This is a genomic window from Bradyrhizobium ingae, from assembly GCF_055791185.1.
On sequence record NZ_JBVUBB010000067.1, the window covers coordinates 1 to 21,480 of the forward strand.

Consider the following 21,480-nt stretch of genomic DNA (forward strand, 5'->3'; position numbering starts at 1 on the left):
CCCCCCCCCCCCCCCCCCCCCCCCCCCCCCCCCCCCCCCCCCCCCCCCCCCTTTTTAGTCGTCGGCAGCGTCAGATGTGTATAAGAGACAGTGAGAGAACGGTGCCCGCCTTACACGGGGCCTGCGCTCTTTTCAGAATGATGCAACCCAAGCCTTTGCAGCGCGACGCCGTCAGGCCTCTTCGTCCTGCCAGCCGATCCTGCTCTTCAGGAATTCAAAGCCGAGCACCTGGAAGCCGGCGCGCTCCTTGTTGTCCTTGCCGTAGCCGTGGCCGCCCGCAGCCGGCTCGTAGAACCAGGCCTCATATCCCATAGCCTGGAGTTTCGCGGCCATCTTGCGCGCATGTCCGGGATGGACGCGATCGTCCCGCCGCGTCGTGGCGATCAGGATCGGCGGATAGGGCTGGCCGGGCTTTGCGGCGTGATAGGCCGAATAGGTCTTCAGCCATTCCCACTCATCGGGTTTGTCGGGGTCGCCATATTCCGCGATCCAGCTCGCGCCCGCGAGCAGCTTTGTGTAGCGGCGCATGTCGATCAGCGGGATCGTGCAGAACAGCGCGCCGAACCGCTCGGGATAGCGCGTCAGCATGTTGGTGATGAGGATGCCGCCGTTCGAGCCGCCCTGCGCCGCGATGCGCTTGGCTTGCGTCACGCCGCGGCGCACGAGGTCGGCGGCGACCGCTGCGAAATCATCATGCGACAGCCGCTTGCCGGCGAGGCGCCCGGCATCGTGCCAGCGCGTGCCGAACTCGCCGCCGCCGCGCAAATTCGCCTGCACGGTGGTGCCGCCGCGCTCCAGCCACAGCCTGCCCAGCGCCGGATTGTAGTACGGCCTGACCGCGAGACCGAAGCCGCCATAGGCGCTCATATAGACCGGCGCATCGCCGGTCTCACCGGTGGGTCCGGTCTGCACATAGGGAATGCGCTCGCCGTCGATCGAGATCGCTTCGTGCTGGGTGACGAGGAGGCCATCGGCAGTGAACGTCTTCGGCGCCTGCTTGAGGACGGTCGGGCTGGCGACGCCACGCTCGATCAGCATCAGAGCCGGTGGGATGAGGGGATCCTGGACATTGGCGAGGAGGTCGCCATTGCTTTCGGATTCATGATGATCGAAGCGCCAGACGTCGACGACACCGATGTCGGGAAGCCCGCTCAGCGTCTCGCGACTCCAGCCGCTCGCCGACGGCGTGCAGATCTCGAAGACCGGCTGCAGCTCGTCGAGGATGCTGAGGAGGAGCTTGCCGGCGGCCCAGGAAAATCCCTGCAATGCGCGGCGTGGGCCAGGCGCGAACACGACGGTGAAATTGCGATCGCCGGCGAGGAAGGCCGAGAGCGCAATGCCGAGCACGGTATCCGGCGTATGGGTCACTCCGCCGACCGTCCAGGCCGTACGCAGCTTGACGGCGAGCCAGTCCCGATGGATTTGCAGCCAGATGTCGGTGGGAAGATCGAGCTTCACGGCCGCACCACGCTCGGTGCCGAGCCAGATGTCGAAGTTGAAGAAGTCCAGCCGATCGATGAACCAGACGCGCGGCGCCTCGCCGGTACGGTCGATGTCGCAACCGGCGCTCATCCGGTCGGATGTTGTCTCGAACACCACGGTCGCCTGCTCGACGGGCTCGCCGCGCCGCCACAGCCGGACCGTCCTCGCATAGCCCGAGGTTGTTGCCATGCCCTCGCCCAGCGCGCTGGATAGCAGCACCGTATCGGCATCGACCCATGCGACGCCACCCTTGGCTTCCGGCAGCGTGAAGCCGCCGGCGACGAAGCTCTTCGTGCTCAGATCGAATTCGCGCAGGGTCACGGCATCGCTGCCGCCGCGCGACAGGCTCAGGATCGTCTGCGGGGCATCGCCGGGCAGCGAGCTCGACCAGTTCAGCAGCCAGTCCTCGCCTTCGTCCGCCGCGAGCGCGTCAATGTCGAGCAGGGTCTCCCAGGATGGATCGGGCTTGCGGAATTCATCCATCGTGGTCCGTCGCCACAGGCCGCGCGGATGGTTCAGGTCCTTCCAGAGATTGTAGAGCAGGCCGTCGCTGCGGCTGACATAGGGAATATTGTCCGGCCGGTCGTAGATCCCAGCCAGAAGATCGCTGTCGCGCTCGAATGCCGGGCCACCGAATGTCTCCAGCGTCAGGCGATTCTGCCGCTCGACGAAATCGAGCGCCCGCTCGCCTTCGATGTCTTCCAGCCAAAGATACGGATCGTCGTCGGGAGCGGACAGCGTGGGCCTGTCGTCAACGGGCATGATCCTTAACTCCAGAGATCAAATTGATCGAGCGCAAGCCTTCGATAGCGCGGCCTGCTAGGTGCTGTCCAATTGCGCTCTCGGCATGGCTTGCGCTCGTTTGCGCCGGTTGTTCGTCCTGCAGTGCGCCTCCATAGTGCCCGGGAATCAACAGGCGCCGCCGGGCGGAAATGCCGATGATCGATGTGACCTTGGCCGACGAGATTGCCGACGACGCGCGCGTGCGTGCCAATGTGGTGCGGCTCGCGGCGGCGCAGGGGCTGACCGGCGCCAATTCGGCCGTGATCTTCGCCACCGGCTCGATCGTCGGCGCGACGCTCGCGCCCGACATGTCGCTCGCGACTGTACCGCTGTCGATGTATGTGCTCGGCCTTGCCGCCGGCACGCTGCCAACCGGCGCGATCTCGCGGCGCTTCGGCCGCCGCATGGCCTTCATCATCGGCACCACCTGCGGCACGCTCACCGGCCTTGTCGGCTCGTTCGCGATCCTCAATGGCTCGTTCGCGCTGTTTTGCCTCGCGACCTTCCTCGGCGGTCTCTATGGCTCGGTCGCGCAATCCTATCGCTTCGCCGCCGCCGACGGCGCCAGCGCGGCGTACCGGCCCAAGGCGGTGTCCTGGGTGATGGCGGGCGGCGTGTTCGCCGGCGTGCTCGGTCCGCAGCTCGTGCAATGGACCATGGACGTCTGGCCGCCCTATCTGTTCGCCTTCAGCTTCGTGGTGCAGGCGGCGGTGGCGCTGATCGCGATGGGCATCGTTGCCGGCGTCGATATGCCGAAGCCCGCGGCGGCCGATCTGCACGGCGGACGGCCGCTGCTGCGCATCGTGCGGCAGCCGCGTTTCATCGCGGCAGCGCTGTGCGGCGTCATCGCCTATCCCATGATGAACCTCGTGATGACCTCGGCGCCGCTCGCCATGAAGCTCTGCGGCCTCAGCGTCAGCGATTCCAATTTCGGCATCCAATGGCACATCGTCGCCATGTACGGCCCGAGCTTCTTCACGGGCGCACTGATCGCGCGCTTCGGCGCGCCGAAAATCGTCGCCACCGGTCTCCTGCTGGAGGCGGGCGCCGCGGCGATCGGCCTTTCCGGCATCACCGCGATGCATTTCTGGGCGACGCTGATCGTGCTCGGCATGGGCTGGAATTTCGCCTTCATCGGCGCCTCCGCGCTGGTGCTGGAGACGCACCGCCCGAACGAACGCAACAAGGTGCAGGCGTTCAACGATTTCCTGGTGTTCGGCATGATGGCGATCGGCTCGTTCTCCTCGGGCCAGCTGCTCGCGAATTACGGCTGGTCGGCGGTGAACATGGTGGTATTCCCGCCGGTGCTCCTTGGCCTCGCCGTTCTCTCGTTCGCCTCCTGGACGCGCCGCCGCAAGGCGCGGCTGGAAGCCGCGATGGGCGAGTTTCCCGACGCGATTTGAGCGGGGCGATGTACGCTTCGACGTCCAGCGGCGTCATTGCAATGACGCGCTTGTGGCTACCAGTGTCCCGAACCTCGGTGTCATCGCGCGCGAAGGCGGGCGATCCAGTATTCGAGAGGCAGGGAAGGGATACGGAGACGCCGCGGCGTACTGGATGCCCCGCCTGCGCGGGGCATGACAGTGTGATTGCGACTGCAGCGGAGCTTACATTTCCCGCTGCTTCAACAATTCCTCCAGATCCAGCTGCCGCGTGAACATCGCAAGCTTGCCGTCCGGCGCGCGCGGCCATTGCTCTTTCGGCCGGTCCCAATAGAGCTCGACGCCGTTCTCGTCGGGATCGCGCAAGTACAGCGCCTCGGACACGCCATGATCACTCGCGCCGTCGAGCGTTATGCCGGCGGAGAGCACGCGATGCAGCGCATCGGCGAGCGCAGGCCGCGTCGGATAGAGGATTGCGGTGTGATAGAGCCCGGTCGTGCCGGGTGGCGGCGGCGAGCCGCCCTTGCTCTCCCAGGTGTTGAGCCCGATGTGGTGGTGATAGCCTCCGGCCGAGATGAAGGCCGCGCCGGAGCCCACGCGTTGCATCAGCTCAAAGCCGAGCACACCGCAATAGAAGCCGAGCGCGCGGTCGAGATCGGCGACCTTGAGGTGAACATGACCGATGCGGGTCCCGGAATTGACGGCTGGATTTGGCGACATGTGGTTGCTCCGTTGATGAACTCCACATAAGGACCGCTGCGCGACGGTGGAACTGGTTTATCCGGAAACCCAGCGTTTCCGGATTCGCAATTAGCTCAGCTCCGACACCTCTCCCTCCGGCAGCTCGAATTCAAAACCGTTCAGCGTCATCGACACCAGCGTGTAGTAGCCGCACAGGCCGATCACCTCGACGAGCCCGCGCTCGCCGAGCAGTGCGACGGCCTCGTCATAGAGGCCCTTCGCCAGCCCATGGGCCTCATGCAGTGACTTTGCGACATCGTAGATCATCTGGCCCTTGGGATCGTCGAATTCCGGCGTGCGGCGGTCGCGGATCGCGTCGATGATCTCTGCCTTCATCCCTCCCTGAAGCGCCAGGCGCTTGTGTGCATACCATTCGTAATGCGCGGTCCAGTGTCGCGCCGTCACCAGGATCGCGATCTCCGAGAGCTTTGCAGGAAATACCGTATTGAAGCGCAAGACCTCGCCGAGCCGTGTGGCGTGGCGCGCCATCTCCGGGCTGCTCAGCCAGGCCATCATCGGCGCCGGCGGCTTGCCGCGCTTTCCGGCAATCGACTCGTCATAGGTCTGCCGCTGGTCGTCGCTCATTTCGCCAGGCGAAAGTAACTTCAGGCGCATAGTCGTTTTTCCTGTCTTTTCAAGTTTCGCCGTGACGGCAGTATAGCCCGATGACGAACAAGGTGAGTAGAAGGAAGCGTGCGGAATAGGTTGAATTCCGCGGTGCGATGGCTCAGAGTCGTCGGCAACAAGTCGATCTTGATGGAAGCGACCCATGACTGACTCTACGGATTCTGAATCAACCGACCTCGAAACATTCCGCAACGAGACCCGCGCCTGGCTGGAGGCCAACTGCCCGCCGGAGATGCGCAAGCCCGCGACCTCCGATGCCGACGTGTTCTGGGGTGGGCGTAACGCAAAGTTCTCGTCCGAGCCACAGCGCGTCTGGTTCGAGCGCATGCGCGACAAAGGCTGGACCGTGCCCGACTGGCCGAAGGAATATGGCGGCGGCGGGCTCAGCGCTGCTGAGCACAAGGTGCTGCGGAGCGAGATGGCGAAGATCGGCGCGCGGCCGCCGCTGTCGAGCTTCGGCATCTGGATGCTCGGGCCGGCACTATTGAAATACGGCAACGAGGCGCAGAAAAAGGAGCACCTGCCGAAAATCGCGGCGGGCCTGATCCGCTGGTGCCAGGGCTATTCCGAGCCCAATGCCGGCTCCGATCTCGCGTCCCTGCAGACCCGCGCGGAGAGCGAGGGCGATGATTTCATCATCACCGGCCAGAAGATCTGGACGTCCTATGCGAATTACGCCGACTGGATCTTTTGCCTCGTGCGCACCGATCCCGGCGCGAAGAAGCATGACGGCATCAGCTTCATCCTGTTCGACATGACCTCGAAGGGCGTCTCGACCAAGCCGATTTTGCTGATCTCCGGCTATTCGCCGTTCTGCGAGACTTTCTTCGACAATGTCCGCGTGCCGAAATCGCATGTCGTCGGCACCGTCAATCGCGGCTGGGACGTCGCAAAATATCTGCTCCAGCACGAGCGCGCGATGATCTCGGGCATGGGCGAGCGCGGCGTCGGCCGTCCGCTCGGTCAGATCGCAGCCGACTCCGTCGGCTCCGATGCGCTGGGGCGGCTCGATGATGCGATGCTGCGCGGCCAGATCGCGCGCTTCGATGTCGATGAAGCGGCGCTTGCAGCCTGCGCCGAGCGCGCGATCGATCTCGCCAAGGCAGGGCAGGCGCATCCGGCGTTCTCCTCCGCGATGAAATATTACGGCACCGAGCTCAACAAGCGCCGCTACGAGATTCTGATGTCGGCCGGCGGCATCGACGCGCTGGAATGGGAAAGCGAGCGTTCTAAGCAGGGCGCCCGCCCGCGCGCCTGGCTGCGCACCAAGGCCAACTCCATCGAGGGCGGGACCACCGAAGTGATGCTCGGCATCGTCGCCAAGCGCATCCTCGATCTGCCGGGGGCGTAAGCCACACTCTCACGACACGTCATTCCGGGGCGCGCGAAGCGCGAGCCCGGAATCCATACTCCCGATCGTGGTTATGGATTCCGGGCCTGGCCCTTCGGGCCATCCCGGAATGACGAAGATGAAAATAGTCGAATCGGAAACACCACAATGGCCCTCGTCCTCACCGAAGAACAATCGATGCTCCGCGACTCCGCGCGTGGGCTGATCAGCGACAAGGCGCCGGTGTCGCATCTGCGGTACTTGCGCGATAGCAAGGATCCCACCGGCTTCTCCAAGGAGCTGTGGCACTCCTTTGCCGAGATGGGCTTTGCCGGCCTCCTGGTGCCGGAAGAGTTCGGCGGCAGTGGTCTCGGCTGCGTCGAAGCCGGAATCGTCATGGAGGAGATCGGCCGCACGCTGATGCCGTCGCCGTTCCTGGCGACCAGCGTGGTCGCGGCGTCCGCGCTCGCGCGGGGCGGCAATGCCGCGCAGAAATCGGAACATCTGCCGAAGATCTCCAATGGCTCGCTGCTCGCCACGCTCGCGATCGACGAGGGCGCCAAGCACCGGCCGCTCCAGACTCATCTGCAAGCCGTCCGCGCCGGCAACGGTTTCAAGCTCACCGGCGCCAAGGCGCTGGTCGTCGACGGCCATGTCGCCGACTTGTTCATCGTTGCGGCGCGCACGTCGGGATCCGCCGGCGAGCGCGAGGGGTTGACGCTGTTCTTGGTCAATCCTGCGGCGAAGGGCGTCGCCGTCGAGCGCACCATCATGGTGGACGCGCATAATGCGGCCCGCATCGAGTTCAATAATGTCGAGGTCAATGCCGACAGCGTGCTCGGCGAGGTCGACCAGGGCGCAGGCCTGCTCGACCGCGTGCTCGATATCGGCCGCGGCGCGGTCGCTTCCGAAATGGTCGGCCTGAGCGAAGAGGTGTTCGGCCGCACCGTCGAGTATCTCAAGCAGCGCAAGCAGTTCGGCAAGCTGATCGGCGAATTCCAGGCGCTGCAGCACCGCGCCGCCGAGCTCTATGTCGACATCGAGATCACTCGCGCCGCCGTCATGAAGGCGATGCAGGCGCTCGATGCCGATGTCGCCAAGGCCGCGTCAGCCGTCGCGGTCGCCAAGGCGCGCGCGGGCACCACCGCGACCCGCGCGGTGCAGGAAGGCGTGCAGATGCATGGCGGCATGGGCATGACCGACCAGTTCGACATCGGCTTCTTCATGAAGCGCGCCCGGGTCTGCGAGGAATTGTTCGGCGATGCGAATTACCACGCCGAGCAGCTCGCACGGGCAAGGGGGTATTGAGGCGTATTGCGTGAGGTGCGAGGTAGCGACCGCGGCCGCTTCTCCCTCAGGCGTCATCGCCCGGCTTGACCGGGCGATCCAGTACGCCGCGGCCTCGCCGTATCCCATCACTGCCTCTGGAATACTGGATCGCCCGCTTTCGCGGGCGATGACACCTGAGAGAGTCGAAAGCGCGTGCCCCAAGCAGCGCGTCATTGCGAGGAGCGAAGCGACGAAGCAATCCCGACTGTCACCGCGGAAAGACTCTGGATTGCTTCGCTTCGCTCGCAATGACGGCGGAGAGACCTTCTACCGCATCGGCGGCGCGTACTGCACGCCGCCCGCGTTCCAGAGTTGGTTCATGCCACGCGGGATCTTCAGCTTGGATTTCTCGCCGATATTCCGCTCGTACATCTCGCCGTAATTGCCGACATGGCGGATGATGCGCACGGCCCAGTCCTTGGTGAGGCCGAGCTGCTCGCCGTAATTGCCCTCGGTGCCGACCAGCCGCATCACCTCCGGCTTCTTCGACTTCAGGGCCTCGTCGATGTTCTCCGACGTGACGCCGAGCTCCTCGGCGTTGATCATGGCGTAGAGCGTCCACTTCACGATCATCATCCAATCGTCATCGCGCTGGCGCACGACTGGCGCGAGCGGCTCCTTGGAGATCATGTCCGGCAGGATCATGTGGTCGCCGGGCTTGGAAAGGTTGAGCCGCAGCGCATAGAGCTGGGAGACGTCGGCGGTCAGCGTGTCGCACTTGCCGCTGTCATAGGCCTTGACGACGTCCTCGAGCTTGTCGAACTTCATCTCCTCATACTTCATGTTGTTGGCGCGGAAGTAGTCGGCAAGATTGAGCAGCGTCGTGGTGCCCGACTGCACGCAGACCTTGCTGCCATTCAGGTCCAGCGCGGTCTCCTTGTTGCGCGAGCGAGGCAGCATGAAGCCCTCGCCGTCGTAATAGGCGACCGCCGGGAAATAGAGGTCGTAGTCGAGCTCACGCGCCATGCTCCAGGTCGAGTTGCGCGAGAGGATGTCGACCTTCCGGCTCTGCAATTCCTTGAAGCGCTCGCTGGCGTCGAGCGGAATGAACTTGGCCTTGCTCGGATCGTTGAAGATGGCCGCCGCAACCGCCCGGCAGAAGTCGACGTCGAAGCCGGTCCAATTGCCCTTGTCGTCGGGGATCGAGAAGCCCGGCAGGCCCTTGTTGACGCCGCAGAAGACCTCGCCGCGCCGGACCGTGCGCTTCAGGGTGCGGGTGTCGTACATCTCATAGACAACGGCCAAAGCGCCGACCAGGACGGCGACTGCGAGCCCGATCAGCAGGCCGCCTCGAAAAGTGCGCATGATGTCTCTCTCGAAATAATCGGGAAGAAAAGGAAGTGTGCGAAGGCGGGGAGCATGATCCGGAAAAATGTGAAGCGGTTTTCCGGAGAGATCATGCTCAAGCGATAGGCTTAGAGTTCGGGCTTTTGCCGGATGACCACCTTGGTGCCGACCGGCACGCGATCGTAGAGATCGGCGACGTCATTGTTGACGAGGCGGAAGCAGCCGGAGGACACCTTGGTGCCGATCGTATCAGGGCGGTTGGTGCCATGGATGCGGTAGACGGTGGTGCCGAGATACATGGCGCGCGCGCCGAGCGGATTGCCGGGGCCGCCGGCCATGAAGCGCGGCAGATAGGGCTGGCGCTGGATCATTTCCGGCGGCGGCGTCCAGTCCGGCCATTCCTTCTTGTTGGTGATGTTCACCAGCCCCTGCCACTGGAAGCCGTCGCGTCCGACTCCGATGCCGTAGCGGATCGCGCGCCCGCCGGGCTGCACCAGATAAAGGTGACGCTCCGCGGTCGAGATGATGATGGTGCCCGGCGCTTCGGTCGTGCGGTAGTAGACGACCTGCTTCTGCCATTCCGGATCGAGCTCGTAGGAGTCATCAGCGATCAGGCCCGGCTCGTCGCCGCGGTCGGGCTGTTGGGCGGACGCGTAGGGGGTGGAGAGGATCAGGCCCAGCGTGGCGACGAACATCCCGGTCAGGCGACGAAAATCCGTCATTTCAAGCTCTCCCCGCTGCCACAGCGTAAATCAATCGGACGCATCAAAACTCAGGGGCAGCTTCATGGCAAGTTTTGGGCGGTCTGGGCCGATATGTCACGCGAATGCTTTGGTTTTTTGACATGTATCAATGCCACGAACAGGGGGCATGGCGCGAAAAGCCGTGCCTGCCGGTCGATGCCGGCTAAATCCGGTTGTTCTCAGGCCTGATCCCAAGCCGCCGGACGATCTCGGTGCCCACGGCGCGGGCCTCTTGCCGCGAGCCGATGCGGGGGCTGCGAAACTTTTGCCCGGACCGCAATCTCATCACGACGATGCAGTGCTCGTCCTCGGATCGACCGCGGCGCTCGACCGTGATCGTCTCGACGTCGCGGCCCACGATTTGGTCTGCGCGCAAGCTCCCGTCGCCGGCCAGGCGTTCGACGCGAACATCGTTTTGCCGGATGATCCAGAAGGCGCCGGTCACGAGATTGGCGTATCTGAGAACGGCAAACGCGGCGATCGCGCCGATCGGCAGCAGCACGATGTCGACCGGGCCAGGCGCCAGACCGCGCCAGAGCTTGTAGGCGTAGGGAACGACGGACATTGCGACGACGATCAATGCAACGATCCTGATGTCCCTGCTGGAGAACGGCTTGACGGGCTCACCGAGATGCATCTCGGGATTGGCCGCATCGAGCGGATTGACCGGTGGCGCAACGTTGGGGACGCCGAATTGCGCAGCGATGCGGGCTACGGTTTCGCGAACATGCGTGACGTCAGCGAGAGGCGGGGACGTCAGGCGCTCTCCCGAGGCGAGTGTGAAGGCCAGATGGAAGCGCGTTGCCGAGGCCTTGCGTCCCTGGACCTGCATGGCCGAGATGTCGTCCTTCGCGACGATCCTGCTGCAGAGCCGTCCGAACGGACGCTGCTCTCCGATCAGGATTTCATTCGGCGTGATGATCCACACCACCGCCGGTGCCAGCATGACGCCGCCGATGAACGCGGCTCCGAGGAGCAGCGCGATCACGGAGATGACCAGTTCCAGGACATCGTGCGCGAACAGGCCTGGCGTGAAGCAAAGCGAAACGACTGCCGCGAAGCCGGCGACCACCAGCCGTTGCGCAATCGAGGAGCCTTCACGCAGGCGGATGTCATCGCTGGTGGTCGAGTCGTCCATTTCGGGCGGCCGATTCCGGGGCTGCGAAACTCCACGGAGGTATCCATGGAGTCAAGCAACAACGACGCGCGTTGAGTGGCAAACGAGGGGGTGGTCCTTTGCTCCGCTGCGTTCCCTCCCCCTTGCGGGGGCGGGAGGGGGTAGCGCCAGGCGGCCTCAGACTTCGTGGCACCACCTCCCTGCGCCTCGCAAAGGGGGAACGACAGAGCGGGGTCTACCTCGCTCAAGCGCGTCGCGATGGTGCCTCGGGACCACCTCCAAATAGAAAACGACCCGGAGGCGGGCACACCATCCGGGTCGTTGGAGGTCCTTGGGAGGTCTAAGCAGAACCGTATGGGGCCTTTATAGGAAGGAAGTTTTTCCGCCTGATGTTGTGTTTCGTTTCAATTGTTTCGTCGGCGGTAACGCTTTCGTGTCCCGGGAGAGGGCCGCAGATGCAGTCCTATCCCTTTGAAATAACAAATCTTTATGCGGCGAAACGGTCGACGCCGGCAACCTTAAGCAAATCGGCGAGTTGCTTGCGGGCGTAGAACATCCGGGTCTTCACCGTGCTCTGGGGGATGCCGATGATCTGGCCGACCTCCTCCACCGATTTCTCGTGGTAGTAGACGAGGTTGATGATCTCGCGGTGAGCCGGCGACAGTTTCGCCACGCAGGCCCGCAGGATCGCGCTGGTGTCGTTGCGGTCGAGCGCGGTTTCCGGCGTGTCGTGCTCGTCCGGGATCTGCCGCACGTCTTCCTGGTCGATGTCCTCGAAGCGGCGCTGGCGCATCGCTGTCAGCGCCTTGAAGCGGGCGATCGAGAGCAGCCAGGTCGAGACCTGCGAGCGACCCTGGAACTGGCCGGCGGTCCGCCACACGTCCAGGAAGACCTGGCTGACAAGGTCCTCGGCCGTGGTGGCGTCGCGCACGATGCGCAGGATGAAACGGTACACCCGCACATTGTGACGGCAGTAAAGCATGTGCATGGCCGTCCGGTTGCCGTCGGCAATGCTCTCCAGAAGCATTTCGTCCGATGTCGCCTGAGCGGCAAGGATGCCCTGGCTGGCCTGGGCGTTGATGGCGACGACGTTCTGCATGACTGGCTCCCCGTAGCGCCGCAACCGAGCGGCGTTTCCTTGGACCAAAGTGTTAAAGAGCCAGCGTTTCGGGACGTCTGCGCGACAAGCGGAAAATGGTTTCGTGCGCCGCCAAATTGTTTCGTCGCGCGGCCTGCGATGAAACATTCGGGACAAAAAAGTCAATTGTTTCAATATACGGGATTTGCGGGGCCGCGGATTTTGCGGGGACGGGAACGATTCTTTGGCTTCCGCGTTCGTGCGCCGCCCTGGTCTCGACGTCGTCCTGGCTTTCGCCAGGACGACATTGCGATGCGCGCGCTACGCTTTCTCGCCGGCGGGCGAGAACAGATAGCCGCCGCCTCTGATCGTACGGATCACGGCGGGCTTGGTCGGGTCGGGCTCGATCTTGCGGCGGATGCGCATGATGCGCAGATCGACGGCGCGGTCGAACGCCTCGGCGTCGCGTGCATTGGCGAGCTCCAGGAGACGCTCGCGCGACAGCACGCGTTTTGGATTGGCCGCGAACACCTTCAGCAGTCCGAATTCGGATGCGGTCAGTGGATGCTCGTTGCCTTCGTCGTCGCGCAGCGCCTGCGCTTCGAGGTCGAGCCATTTGGTGCCGAAGCGCACGAGCTGATCCTTGTCCGATTTCGCCGCCGTCGTTTCCGCCGCCACCGCCCTCACCGGTGCGCTCCGCCGCAGCACCGAGCGGATGCGCGCCATCAACTCCCTGAGCTCGCAGGGCTTGGCGACATAGTCGTCGGCGCCGAGCTCGAGTCCCACGACGCGGTCGATCGGACTTGCGGTCGCCGTCAGCATGATCACCGGCACGTTGATGCGGCTCTTGAGGTCGCGGATGATCGAAAGACCGTCCTCCTCGGGCATGTTGAGGTCGAGCACGACGAGATCGGGCATGCTGCCCTGGATCGCGGTGCGCAAGGATTTGCCGCCGTCGCACAGCGTCACGGTGAAGCCGTGCATCTTGAGGTAATCGCCGACCATTTCCCGGGCAGGGGCTTCGTCGTCGACGATCATGATGTGCTGGCTCTGGGTCATGTCATTCAGATCCTCGCACTCAGACTATGGCAATTCAGTCGCGGGCAGCGTGATGGTGAAGGTCGAGCCTTTGCCCGGGCCGTCGCTCTCGGCGGTGACCTCGCCGCCATGCATGTCGATGATACGCTTGACGATGGAAAGCCCAAGGCCCGTCGAGCTCTCGCCCGCGGTCGGTTTTGCGGAAAGCCGCTGGAATCGGCCGAACAGCCGGCCCAGATCCTCCGGCGACAGGCCCGCGCCCTCGTCGTTGACGCGAATGACGGTGTCGTTGCCCTCATGCGTGACGGTCACGCCGATCTTGCCGCCGATCGGACTGTATTTGATCGCATTGCTGATCAGATTGTCGATCGCCTCGCGGATGCGGTCGGTGTCGCACATGGTGACGATGTTGGCAGGGGCGGTGACGCCGATCGTCTGCTGCTTGTTGACGGCGAGCGGCTGGTTGGCCTCGGCGACCTCCTGCACCAGGGATGCGACGTCGACCGGCTCGCGGCGGATGGTGATGTCGAAGGCATCTGCCATCGCATCCGAGATCAAATGATCGACCATCGTGGTCAGTCGCTTGGTCGCATCGCGGATGTGATCGACCTGCGCGATGACGCCGCCGGTCGAGGCGCCCGTCGTGATGAGCTCCTTCAGCATCTCGGTGCGGCCGAGAATGACGCCGAGCGGATTCTTCAGGTCATGGGCGACGGTGCCGAGAATCTCGTTCTTGAAGCCGTTGGCGCGCTGGAGCCGCAGCCATTGCGCGGAGAGGCGCCGGTTGGCCTGCATCAGGGCACGGGTGCGCTGGGCGACGCGGTCCTCGAGCTGGGTATTGGCGTCCTGCAGCTGCTGATAGAGGATGACGTTATCGAAGGCGATCGAGAGCCGGCTGGAGAAGATTTCGACCAGCGAGCGGTCGGTTTCCGAGAGATCGCGCTCGGCCTGCAGGAGCACCACGACCTCGCGGCCGCTGCCGGTGCGCAAATAGATCACGCTGCGATGGTCGGCGAATTCGTTCTTGCGGCGCTGGAATGCGGCTTCCACGAGGACGCGCAGATCCGGGTCGAGCGCTTTCGAGGTGGTGGTGCCGATGAAGCGGCTGTAGCAGCCGCTGCCTGCCAGCACCGCCAGCTCCGCGCCGGCCGTTCCGCCGTTGTCGCGCAGCACCAGTATACCTGCGCAGTCGACGTTGAGCAGCGAGGCGAGCTGGGTCAGCACACCCTCGGCGAGCCGCTGCATCGACTTGAAGTCATAGAGGGTGGAGGCGGCGTCGATGATGATCTCGAGTCCGCGCCTTGTCTGCACCATGCGCTCGAGCTGCTGATAGGAGCGCAGCGCGGCGGTCAGCGAGGTGAACAGCTTGTCGGCGGTGAGCTCGGTCTTCGCCTTGTAGTCGTTGATGTCGTACTGAACGATGACGCGCCGCTCCGGCGCCTGGCCGGGCTGTCCCGTGCGCAGGATGATGCGGACCGTCTCGTTCCTGATCTCGTTGCGGATGAATTCGACGAGCTCGAGCCCCGCGACATCCGTCTCCATGATGACGTCGAGCAGCACGGCGGCGATGTCGTTGTGCTCGCGCATCAGCTTGCGGCCCTCCGCCGCCGAATAGGCGGAGAGGATATCGAGACCCTGGCCGTTCAGGGTGTAGTCCGAGAGCGCAAAGCGCGTGCCGTCGTGCACGGCCGGATCGTCGTCGATGACGGCGATCTTCCATTTCCGCGCAGTCGTATCCTCCGCCGCGGTGGCGGTGTCGTCGATCAGGTGGAGGACATCGTCCTGTTCGGCCATTGAGAAGTCCCGTCAGTCTCTGTGCTTTGCGCGCCGCCCTTGGCGACCCGGGGCATGATAATGCGAAAAGTGGTGCCTTGTCCCAGCTTGGATTCCAGCATCATCCGCCCGCCGAGCTGCTGGGTGACCAGGTTATAGACGATATGGAGGCCGAGACCCGTGCCGCCTTCATTGCGCCGGGTGGTAAAGAAAGGGTCAAAGGCCTGCCGCTGCACGTCCGGCGTCATGCCGGCGCCGTCGTCGGCAAAGCTGATCTCGATGTCATCGGACCCGCGGGGCCGTGCCGCGATCGAGATGGTGCCGGCCCGGCCGTCGGCGAAGGCGTGGTTGGCGGCGTTGAGGAACAGGTTGGTCAGGATCTGGCCATAGGAGCCGGGATAGCCGTCGAGCAGCAGCCCTTCCGGCACGTCGACGTTGAGCGTGATCGGTGAGCGCTTCAGCACCGGGCGCAGGCTGGCGATGATCTGATCGGTGGCCTCGCTCAGGCTGAACTGCCGGCGCTCGGCATGGGAGCGGTCGACCGCGACCTGCTTGAACGACTGAATCAGCTCGCCGGCGCGCGTGAGGTTGGCGACGAGCTGCTGCGAGGCATCGCGCGAGGACTGCACGAACTCCTCGAGCTGCGAGCGGCGCAGGCCGCCATCGCCCCTGAGCTGCGCCTCGAAAATCTCGCTGCGCCGGGCAAAGCTGGAAGCAACCGTGAGGCTGATACCGATGGGGTTGTTGACCTCGTGGGCGACGCCGGCAACGAGGCCGCCGAGGGCTGCCAGCCGCTCGGCGTCGATCAGGTTCTGCTGCGCGGTGTTGAGCTCCAGCAGCGCGCTTTCGGCCTTCTCCTTCGATGCGCGCAACTCGTCCTCGGTCTTGCGCTTGGCGATCGCGTTCTCGCGGAACACTTCCACCGCGCGCGCCATGGCGCCGACCTCGTCGCGCGCCTTGATGCCCTGCACCTCGCGGTCGAGATCGCCGATCGTGATCGCGCGCATCGCGGTCATGATCTGCTGCAGCGGCAGCCGGATCGACAGCGCGATCAGCACGCCGACGGTGAGGATGATGCCGAGGAAGATCACCGCGATCGACAGCACCCGGCGTGAGATGTCCGACAGCGTCCGGTCGAAGGTCTCCTGCGCCCGCTGCTCGCGCTGGCGCATCTTGGTCGAGAGGTCGTCGATGGCGCCGATCGCCTCGGCTTGGCTGGCGTCGATGGTGTTGCGCAGCAGCTCGGTGCGGCTCGTGAGCTGCTCGGAGAGGTTTGCAAAGCCCTCGCGCAGCGCGGCGGTGCGGATGGCGAGCCGCTCCAGCGCCATGCGCTGGAGATCGTTGTCGGCGAGGTCCCTCATGACAGGGATGGTCTTCTCGATCGTCTCGGTGTTGCGGCGGGCGTCCTCGGCGGAGGCTGACGCGAGCGAGAGATAGTAGGAATTGGCCGCGACCAGCATGGCGGTGAAGGCTTCGCGGGACTTGCCGAGCGAGGGCCAGATCAGCGCGTCACGATGGCCGGTGGCGCCTTCGATGATGGAATAGAGCCCGGCCATGTCCTTGGCGGGTCCCAGCACCTGATCCTCATAGGTCTTGGCAATGGTCGCCTGCACGCTGCGCAACTCGCCAAAGCCGTTGAGAAAGCGCTCGGTGGTACGCTCGAGCTCCTCGACCGAGCCCGACAGCATGGGGTCCTTGGCGGCTCGGTTGGTCAGCGTGCCCAGCACGGCCTCGCGCAGCAGCAGGATCTCGGCGAACAGATCCGGGCTCGGCTGGTTGATGTAGCGGTGGATGAGGTTTTGCAGGCGCCCGGTCTCGCTTTCGAGCAGCGCCAGGATCTTGTCGGACTCGCGCACCTGGCGGAGATCGTCCCAGGCCGAGGCGAGCACCTGCGCGCCGTTCCAGATCATCGCCACCAGCACCACGACCACGGCGGAGTTCAGCGCCGCGATCGACAGGATGCGCCAGCGGATCGGGACGGCGCGCAGCACGCCGACGAGGCGGGCGCGCAGGCGTCCGACCGGCCCGGGCGGCCTGTCTCTCTGCTCGCTGTGTCCAAGCGCTGCCAAGAGGCCTCACTCCACCTTGCGAATACGTTCGATCAGCGCGGCCGCAGCGGGATCCTGCGCGGCCTTGGCATAGATCGCGGCCATCGCGTCCTCGAACGGCTTGCGGTCGATGTCCCTGACGATCGTGACGCCGGCAGCTTGCGCCTTGCGCTGCGACTGTTCCTCGAGGTCTCTCCATCTCTCGCGCATGAAGTGGCTGGAGCGCTGCGCGGCCTCGCGAAAAATCTGCTGGTCCTGCGCCGACAGGCTCCGCCATGCTTTTAGCGAGATCACCAGCACCTCCGGGCTCATCGTGTGTTCGGTCAGCGTGTAATAGCCGGCATATTTGTAGTGATCCGTGGTGACGAAGGACGGCCAGTTGTTTTCCGCGCCATCGATCAGATGGGTCGCGAGCCCCGTGAGCACCTGCCCATAGGGCAATTCGACCGGCTCGGCGCCCAGCGAGCGGATCATCGCCGACATCAACTCTGACTGTTGCACGCGGATCCGCAAGCCCCTGAGATCGGCCAGGCTCTTCACCGGCCGGACGCCGTTGTAGATCGACCGCGCGCCGGAATCGTAGAAGGCAAGGCCCACGAATCCGAAGGGCTCGAAGCTGCCGAGGATCTCATTGCCGATCGGCCCGTCCAGCACCTTCTGCATGTGTTCGATGGAGCGGAACAGGAACGGCATGGCGAGCACATTCATCGCCGGGACGAAGTTGCCGATCAGCGCCACATTGGTCCGGTTGAGGTCGATCGCGCCAGCCCGGGTCTGCTCGATCGTCTCCTTCTCCTCGCCGAGCTGGCGAGAGTGAAATACCTTGACCTCATGCCGGCCGCCGGTGCGTTCCGCGATCAGGGCGCCCATGTACTGCAGCGCCTGGACAGTAGGGTAATCCTCGGTCTGGGTGTCGGCGGCACGAAATTCGCGCGCAAACGCCCCCGTCGCGCACATCGCGAACAAGAGCACGACAAAAACCACCCCGGTCCGCGAGAGTTCGGCACGGCTCGACACTGGCACACTCAACCCCTCAGTGATGGAGTCTATGGCGGGAAGAAAAGGTTCAATGCAATCTAGCAGAAGGTCGGGGGAAGGCTATCCTGCCGCGAGCAGCGAAGCGGGTCGATTGTGCAGCGCGGTCGATTGTCATTCCTGATTGAAACCGGCTATGCCGCGCCGTAAGCAGGTGCAAGAGGAAGTCCAAGGCAAAAGTCGCCCTTGTTCGGGCGAGACGGGATGAACGATCGTGGTTACAGCCTTGCGTCTTTTGCAGACCATCGCCGTCTCGGCGGCCCTTGCCTTGGTGCCGGGTGTCCTTGCCTCGCCGGCCCGTGCCGCGACCGACATCCAGCTCTGGCATGCGATGTCAGGCCAGCTCGGGCGGCAGCTGGAGAAGCTCGTCTCCGACTTCAACGCCTCGCAATCCGACTACCGGATTGTGCCGGGCTACAAGGGCAACTACACCGAGACGGTGACGGCGGCGATCTTCGCCTTCCGTTCGCGCAGCCAGCCGGCGATCGTCCAGGTCAACGAGGTTGCGACAGCCACGATGACTGCGGCCAAGGGCGCGATCTATCCGGTGTTCAGCCTGATGCAGGATCAGAACGAGCCGTTCTCTCCCGATGCCTATCTGCCGGCCGTATCAGGCTACTACACCGACGCAGCCGGCAATCTGCTGTCGTTCCCGTTCAACGCCTCGACGCCGATCCTCTACTACAACAAGGCGATGTTTCGCGACGCCGGCCTTGATGTGGAGACGCCGCCAAAGACCTGGCCGGAGCTCGGGGCTGCTGCAAAACGCCTGCGCGAGCGCGGGGCGGCCTGCGGCTTCACAACATCCTGGCCGTCCTGGATCCATGTCGAGAATCTCTCGGCGTTTCACGATCTGCCGCTGGCGACGAGAGCGAACGGTTTTGCCGGGCTCGATGCGGAATTGACGATCAACAATCCGGTCGTCGTGCATCACCTCGCCCAGCTCGCCGAATGGCAGAAAGACAAGGTGTTCGACTATAGCGGCCGCGGCCAGGCGGCCGAGCCGCGCTTCCAGAACGGCGAATGCGGCATCTTCATCGGCTCCTCCGGCACGCGCGCCGACATCAAGGCCAATTCGAAATTCGAGGTCGGCTACGGCATGATGCCGTATTGGCCCGACGTGAAGGGCGCGCCGCAGAACTCGATCATTGGCGGTGCCACGCTGTGGGTGCTGCGCGACCGTCCGCGCAACGAGTACAAGGGCGTCGCGCGGTTCTTCGCTTATCTGTCGCAGCCGGGCGTGCAGGCGGCCTGGCACCAGAACACAGGCTACCTGCCGATCACCCGCGCCGCCTTCGAGCTGACTCGCGCGCAGGGCTTCTACGAGCGCAACCCGGGCAGCGCGATTTCCTTCGAGGAGATCACGCTGCATCCACCGACGGAGAACTCGAAGGGCATCCGCCTCGGCTCCTTCGTGCTGATCCGCGGCGTCATCGAGGATGAGCTGGAGCAGGCCTTTGCCGGCAAGAAGGGCGCCCAGGCCGCGCTGGATTCGGCCGTCGAGCGCGGCAACAAGCTGCTCCGCCAGTTCGAGCGCGCCAGCCCGGACCGGTAGGACATGTGTTGAGGCCAGATCCATTTTGAAGCCGCGTTGCAGGTGCGCTCCTTCCCCCGCTTGCGGGGGAGGGTTGGGGAGAGGGTGTCTCCGCAATCGAGAACCCCCAAGAGGAGAGAGCCCCCACCCGGCGCTTCGCGCCGACCTCCCCCGCAAGCGGGAGAGGTAAAGCGAGCCTGCGGCCACGCAATAAAAACCCATCCTTTAACTCGCCTGCTTAATCAGAAGGCGTTGTTTGAAGTAGCCTATTTGGTGAGCGGATTAGGCTCTTTGTATGCAATGGTCTACCCGAGATCCGCCTCCCGAGTTGCGATGTTTCGGTATTACCTATGTAGTATCAGTATTTTAGCTGCGCCTTAGCATCTCATTAAGCTTTGGCACGAACCTTGCGAATCCTGTTCCAACCAAAAACCTTTTTGCGTTGGGGCATTGCCATGAAGCGCCGCGACTTCCTGAAATCCGTTTCTGGATTGGCTGCCGGCGCGGTGCTCCCGTCTGCCCCTCACGTGATCTCGTCCGCCAAGGCCGATGCGCGCGCCGAGACGCTGCTGATCGTCTCGGAGGGCGGCCCCAACAATCTCGACATCCACGGCGTCGGCACCAACGTGCCCGGCTATGAGGTGTCCTGGAATTGCTACGACCGCCTGATCAGCCACGAGATGAAGAGTGGCCCCGGCGGGGTGCCTTATTACGATCGCGACAAGTTCAAGGGCGAGCTCGCCGACGACATGAAGATCGACGACATGTCGGTCACCTTCAACCTCAAGAAGAGTGCCAAATTTCACGACGGCACGCCCGTCACCTCCAAGGACGTGAAGTGGTCGCTCGACCGCGCCGTCAGCGTCGGAGGCTTCCCGACTTTCCAGATGAGCGCGGGTTCGCTGACCAAGCCCGAGCAGTTCGTCGTGGTCGACGATTACACGGTGCGCGTCGACTTTCTGAAAAAAGATCGCCTGACGATTCCCGATCTCGCCGTCATCGTGCCCTGCGTCGTCAATTCGGAGCTTGTGAAGAAGAACGCGAGCGAGAAGGACCCGTGGGGTCTTGAATACACGAAACAGCAGACCGCGGGCTCCGGCGCCTACAAGGTGACGAAGTGGACCGCCGGCACCGAAGTCGTCATGGAGCGCAACGAGGATTGGGTCGGTGGCCCCTTGCCGAAGATCAGGCGTGTGATCTGGCGCATGGTGCCGCAGGCCGGCAACCGCCGGGCGCTGCTCGAGCGTGGCGACGCCGACATCTCCTATGAGCTGCCGTTCAAGGATTTCCAGGAGATGAAAGCGAACGGCAAGCTCAACGTCGTGTCGCTGCCGTTCTCCAACGGCATCCAGTACATCGGCATGAATGTGACCAAGCCGCCGTTCGACAATCCGAAGGTGCGGCAGGCGATGGCCTATGCGATGCCGTACCAGAAGATCATGGACGCTGTGCTGTTCGGCCTCGGCAATCCCATGTTCGGCGCGGCGAAGGACAAGGCCACCGAAGTCGCCTGGCCTCAGCCGACCCAATATTTCACCGACATGGAGAAGGCGAAGGCATTGCTCGCGGAAGCCGGCTACGCCAACGGCTTCGAGACCACGATCTCGTTCGATCTCAACTTCGCCGGGGTCAACGAGCCGCTCTGCGTCCTGGTGCAGGAGAGCCTCGGACAGCTCGGCATCAAGACCACCATCAACAAGGTGCCCGGCGCCAACTGGCGCACCGAGCTGAACAAGAAGGAGATGCCGCTCTTCACCAACGTGTTCTCGGGCTGGCTCGATTACCCCGAGTACTTCTTCTACTGGTGCTATCACGGCAACAATTCCGTCTTCAACACCATGAGCTACAAGTCGGTTGAGATGGACAAGCTCATCGACGGCGCGCGCACTGCCGCCGCCATCGGCGACAAGGCGGCTTACGATGCGGACGTGAAAGGCTTCGTCGATCTCGCCTTCGCCGAGGTGCCGCGCATCCCGCTCTACCAGCCCTTCGTCAACGTCGCGATGCAGAAGAACATCAGCGGATACCAATACTGGTTCCACCGCAGGCTCGACTACCGCGCGATGGCGAAGGGATGAGCGTCATGCCGAGCGCGCGCGACAAGGCTGCGACTCCCCTGTCTCTTATACACATCTGACGCTGCCGACGACTAG

The 21,480-nt window shown here is 64.0% G+C and carries 16 protein-coding genes; 5 read left to right on the forward strand and 11 right to left on the reverse strand.

The features are described 5' to 3' along the window. Positions 1-171 precede the first annotated feature (171 nt). Entirely contained in the window at positions 172-2,244 is a 2,073-nt protein-coding gene (locus ACV1FX_RS40475) for a prolyl oligopeptidase family serine peptidase (RefSeq protein ID WP_473123065.1), read from the reverse strand. 176 nt (positions 2,245-2,420) lie between these two features. Here ACV1FX_RS40475 and ACV1FX_RS40480 point away from each other — a divergent pair, with 176 nt between their 5' ends. Then, complete coding sequence (locus tag ACV1FX_RS40480; RefSeq protein ID WP_473123066.1) at positions 2,421-3,668, forward strand: MFS transporter; 1,248 nt, start codon at positions 2,421-2,423, stop codon at positions 3,666-3,668. Between the two features lie 204 nt (positions 3,669-3,872). Here ACV1FX_RS40480 and ACV1FX_RS40485 read toward each other — a convergent pair whose 3' ends face one another. Further along, on the reverse strand, positions 3,873-4,367 hold the full coding sequence (locus ACV1FX_RS40485; RefSeq protein WP_473123067.1) for a VOC family protein: 495 nt from the start codon (positions 4,365-4,367) through the stop codon (positions 3,873-3,875). 90 nt (positions 4,368-4,457) lie between these two features. Next, positions 4,458-5,003 carry a carboxymuconolactone decarboxylase family protein gene (locus ACV1FX_RS40490; protein ID WP_473123068.1) on the reverse strand — a complete coding sequence of 182 codons (546 nt, stop codon included), beginning with the start codon at positions 5,001-5,003 and terminating at the stop codon, positions 4,458-4,460. A 154-nt stretch (positions 5,004-5,157) separates the two neighbouring features. Here ACV1FX_RS40490 and ACV1FX_RS40495 point away from each other — a divergent pair, with 154 nt between their 5' ends. Both ACV1FX_RS40495 and ACV1FX_RS40500 read left to right on the forward strand, forming a co-directional pair. Further along, on the forward strand, positions 5,158-6,366 hold the full coding sequence (locus tag ACV1FX_RS40495) for an acyl-CoA dehydrogenase family protein (protein WP_473123069.1): 1,209 nt from the start codon (positions 5,158-5,160) through the stop codon (positions 6,364-6,366). Between the two features lie 147 nt (positions 6,367-6,513). Continuing rightward, a complete protein-coding gene (locus tag ACV1FX_RS40500; RefSeq protein ID WP_473123070.1) occupies positions 6,514-7,653 on the forward strand; it encodes an acyl-CoA dehydrogenase family protein in 1,140 nt (379 codons plus the stop codon). 288 nt (positions 7,654-7,941) lie between these two features. Here the strand turns inward: ACV1FX_RS40500 and ACV1FX_RS40505 are convergent, their stop codons facing one another. The 8 genes from ACV1FX_RS40505 to ACV1FX_RS40540 all read right to left on the reverse strand — a co-directional run bounded on the left by ACV1FX_RS40505 (position 7,942) and on the right by ACV1FX_RS40540 (position 17,781). Next, complete coding sequence (locus ACV1FX_RS40505; protein WP_473123071.1) at positions 7,942-8,979, reverse strand: amino acid ABC transporter substrate-binding protein; 1,038 nt, start codon at positions 8,977-8,979, stop codon at positions 7,942-7,944. 110 nt (positions 8,980-9,089) lie between these two features. Next, entirely contained in the window at positions 9,090-9,683 is a 594-nt protein-coding gene (locus ACV1FX_RS40510) for a L,D-transpeptidase (RefSeq protein ID WP_473123072.1), read from the reverse strand. A gap of 184 nt (positions 9,684-9,867) precedes the next feature. After that, on the reverse strand, positions 9,868-10,842 hold the full coding sequence (locus ACV1FX_RS40515; RefSeq protein WP_473123073.1) for a hypothetical protein: 975 nt from the start codon (positions 10,840-10,842) through the stop codon (positions 9,868-9,870). Between the two features lie 466 nt (positions 10,843-11,308). Then, on the reverse strand, positions 11,309-11,920 hold the full coding sequence (locus ACV1FX_RS40520; protein ID WP_473123074.1) for a sigma-70 family RNA polymerase sigma factor: 612 nt from the start codon (positions 11,918-11,920) through the stop codon (positions 11,309-11,311). 300 nt (positions 11,921-12,220) lie between these two features. Continuing rightward, positions 12,221-12,958, reverse strand: a complete 738-nt coding sequence (locus ACV1FX_RS40525; RefSeq protein ID WP_473123075.1) for a response regulator — start codon at positions 12,956-12,958, stop codon at positions 12,221-12,223. A gap of 24 nt (positions 12,959-12,982) precedes the next feature. After that, the gene (locus ACV1FX_RS40530) at positions 12,983-14,731 is read right to left on the reverse strand and encodes an ATP-binding response regulator (RefSeq protein ID WP_473123076.1); all 1,749 of its coding nucleotides are present in this window, start codon (positions 14,729-14,731) and stop codon (positions 12,983-12,985) included. After that, positions 14,701-16,779, reverse strand: a complete 2,079-nt coding sequence (locus ACV1FX_RS40535; RefSeq protein WP_473123077.1) for a sensor histidine kinase — start codon at positions 16,777-16,779, stop codon at positions 14,701-14,703. Before ACV1FX_RS40535 ends, ACV1FX_RS40530 begins: the two co-directional genes overlap by 31 nt. A gap of 6 nt (positions 16,780-16,785) precedes the next feature. Beyond that, the gene (locus tag ACV1FX_RS40540; RefSeq protein WP_473123078.1) at positions 16,786-17,781 is read right to left on the reverse strand and encodes a TRAP transporter substrate-binding protein; all 996 of its coding nucleotides are present in this window, start codon (positions 17,779-17,781) and stop codon (positions 16,786-16,788) included. Between the two features lie 226 nt (positions 17,782-18,007). Here ACV1FX_RS40540 and ugpB point away from each other — a divergent pair, with 226 nt between their 5' ends. Beyond that, positions 18,008-19,348 carry a sn-glycerol-3-phosphate ABC transporter substrate-binding protein UgpB gene (gene ugpB / locus ACV1FX_RS40545; RefSeq protein WP_473123079.1) on the forward strand — a complete coding sequence of 447 codons (1,341 nt, stop codon included), beginning with the start codon at positions 18,008-18,010 and terminating at the stop codon, positions 19,346-19,348. Positions 19,349-19,782: 434 nt separating this feature from the next. Continuing rightward, positions 19,783-21,405 carry an ABC transporter substrate-binding protein gene (locus tag ACV1FX_RS40550; protein ID WP_473123080.1) on the forward strand — a complete coding sequence of 541 codons (1,623 nt, stop codon included), beginning with the start codon at positions 19,783-19,785 and terminating at the stop codon, positions 21,403-21,405. Positions 21,406-21,480 lie beyond the last annotated feature (75 nt).

Bases quoted from the DNA above. Each gene is read 5' to 3' on its own strand.
- ACV1FX_RS40475 (WP_473123065.1), bottom strand. From the start codon at position 2,244: ATGCCCGTTGACGACAGGCCCACGCTGTCCGCTCCCGACGACGATCCG.
- ACV1FX_RS40480 (WP_473123066.1), top strand. From the start codon at position 2,421: ATGATCGATGTGACCTTGGCCGACGAGATTGCCGACGACGCGCGCGTG.
- ACV1FX_RS40485 (WP_473123067.1), bottom strand. From the start codon at position 4,367: ATGTCGCCAAATCCAGCCGTCAATTCCGGGACCCGCATCGGTCATGTT.
- ACV1FX_RS40490 (WP_473123068.1), bottom strand. From the start codon at position 5,003: ATGCGCCTGAAGTTACTTTCGCCTGGCGAAATGAGCGACGACCAGCGG.
- ACV1FX_RS40495 (WP_473123069.1), top strand. From the start codon at position 5,158: ATGACTGACTCTACGGATTCTGAATCAACCGACCTCGAAACATTCCGC.
- ACV1FX_RS40500 (WP_473123070.1), top strand. From the start codon at position 6,514: ATGGCCCTCGTCCTCACCGAAGAACAATCGATGCTCCGCGACTCCGCG.
- ACV1FX_RS40505 (WP_473123071.1), bottom strand. From the start codon at position 8,979: ATGCGCACTTTTCGAGGCGGCCTGCTGATCGGGCTCGCAGTCGCCGTC.
- ACV1FX_RS40510 (WP_473123072.1), bottom strand. From the start codon at position 9,683: ATGACGGATTTTCGTCGCCTGACCGGGATGTTCGTCGCCACGCTGGGC.
- ACV1FX_RS40515 (WP_473123073.1), bottom strand. From the start codon at position 10,842: ATGGACGACTCGACCACCAGCGATGACATCCGCCTGCGTGAAGGCTCC.
- ACV1FX_RS40520 (WP_473123074.1), bottom strand. From the start codon at position 11,920: ATGCAGAACGTCGTCGCCATCAACGCCCAGGCCAGCCAGGGCATCCTT.
- ACV1FX_RS40525 (WP_473123075.1), bottom strand. From the start codon at position 12,958: ATGACCCAGAGCCAGCACATCATGATCGTCGACGACGAAGCCCCTGCC.
- ACV1FX_RS40530 (WP_473123076.1), bottom strand. From the start codon at position 14,731: ATGGCCGAACAGGACGATGTCCTCCACCTGATCGACGACACCGCCACC.
- ACV1FX_RS40550 (WP_473123080.1), top strand. From the start codon at position 19,783: ATGAAGCGCCGCGACTTCCTGAAATCCGTTTCTGGATTGGCTGCCGGC.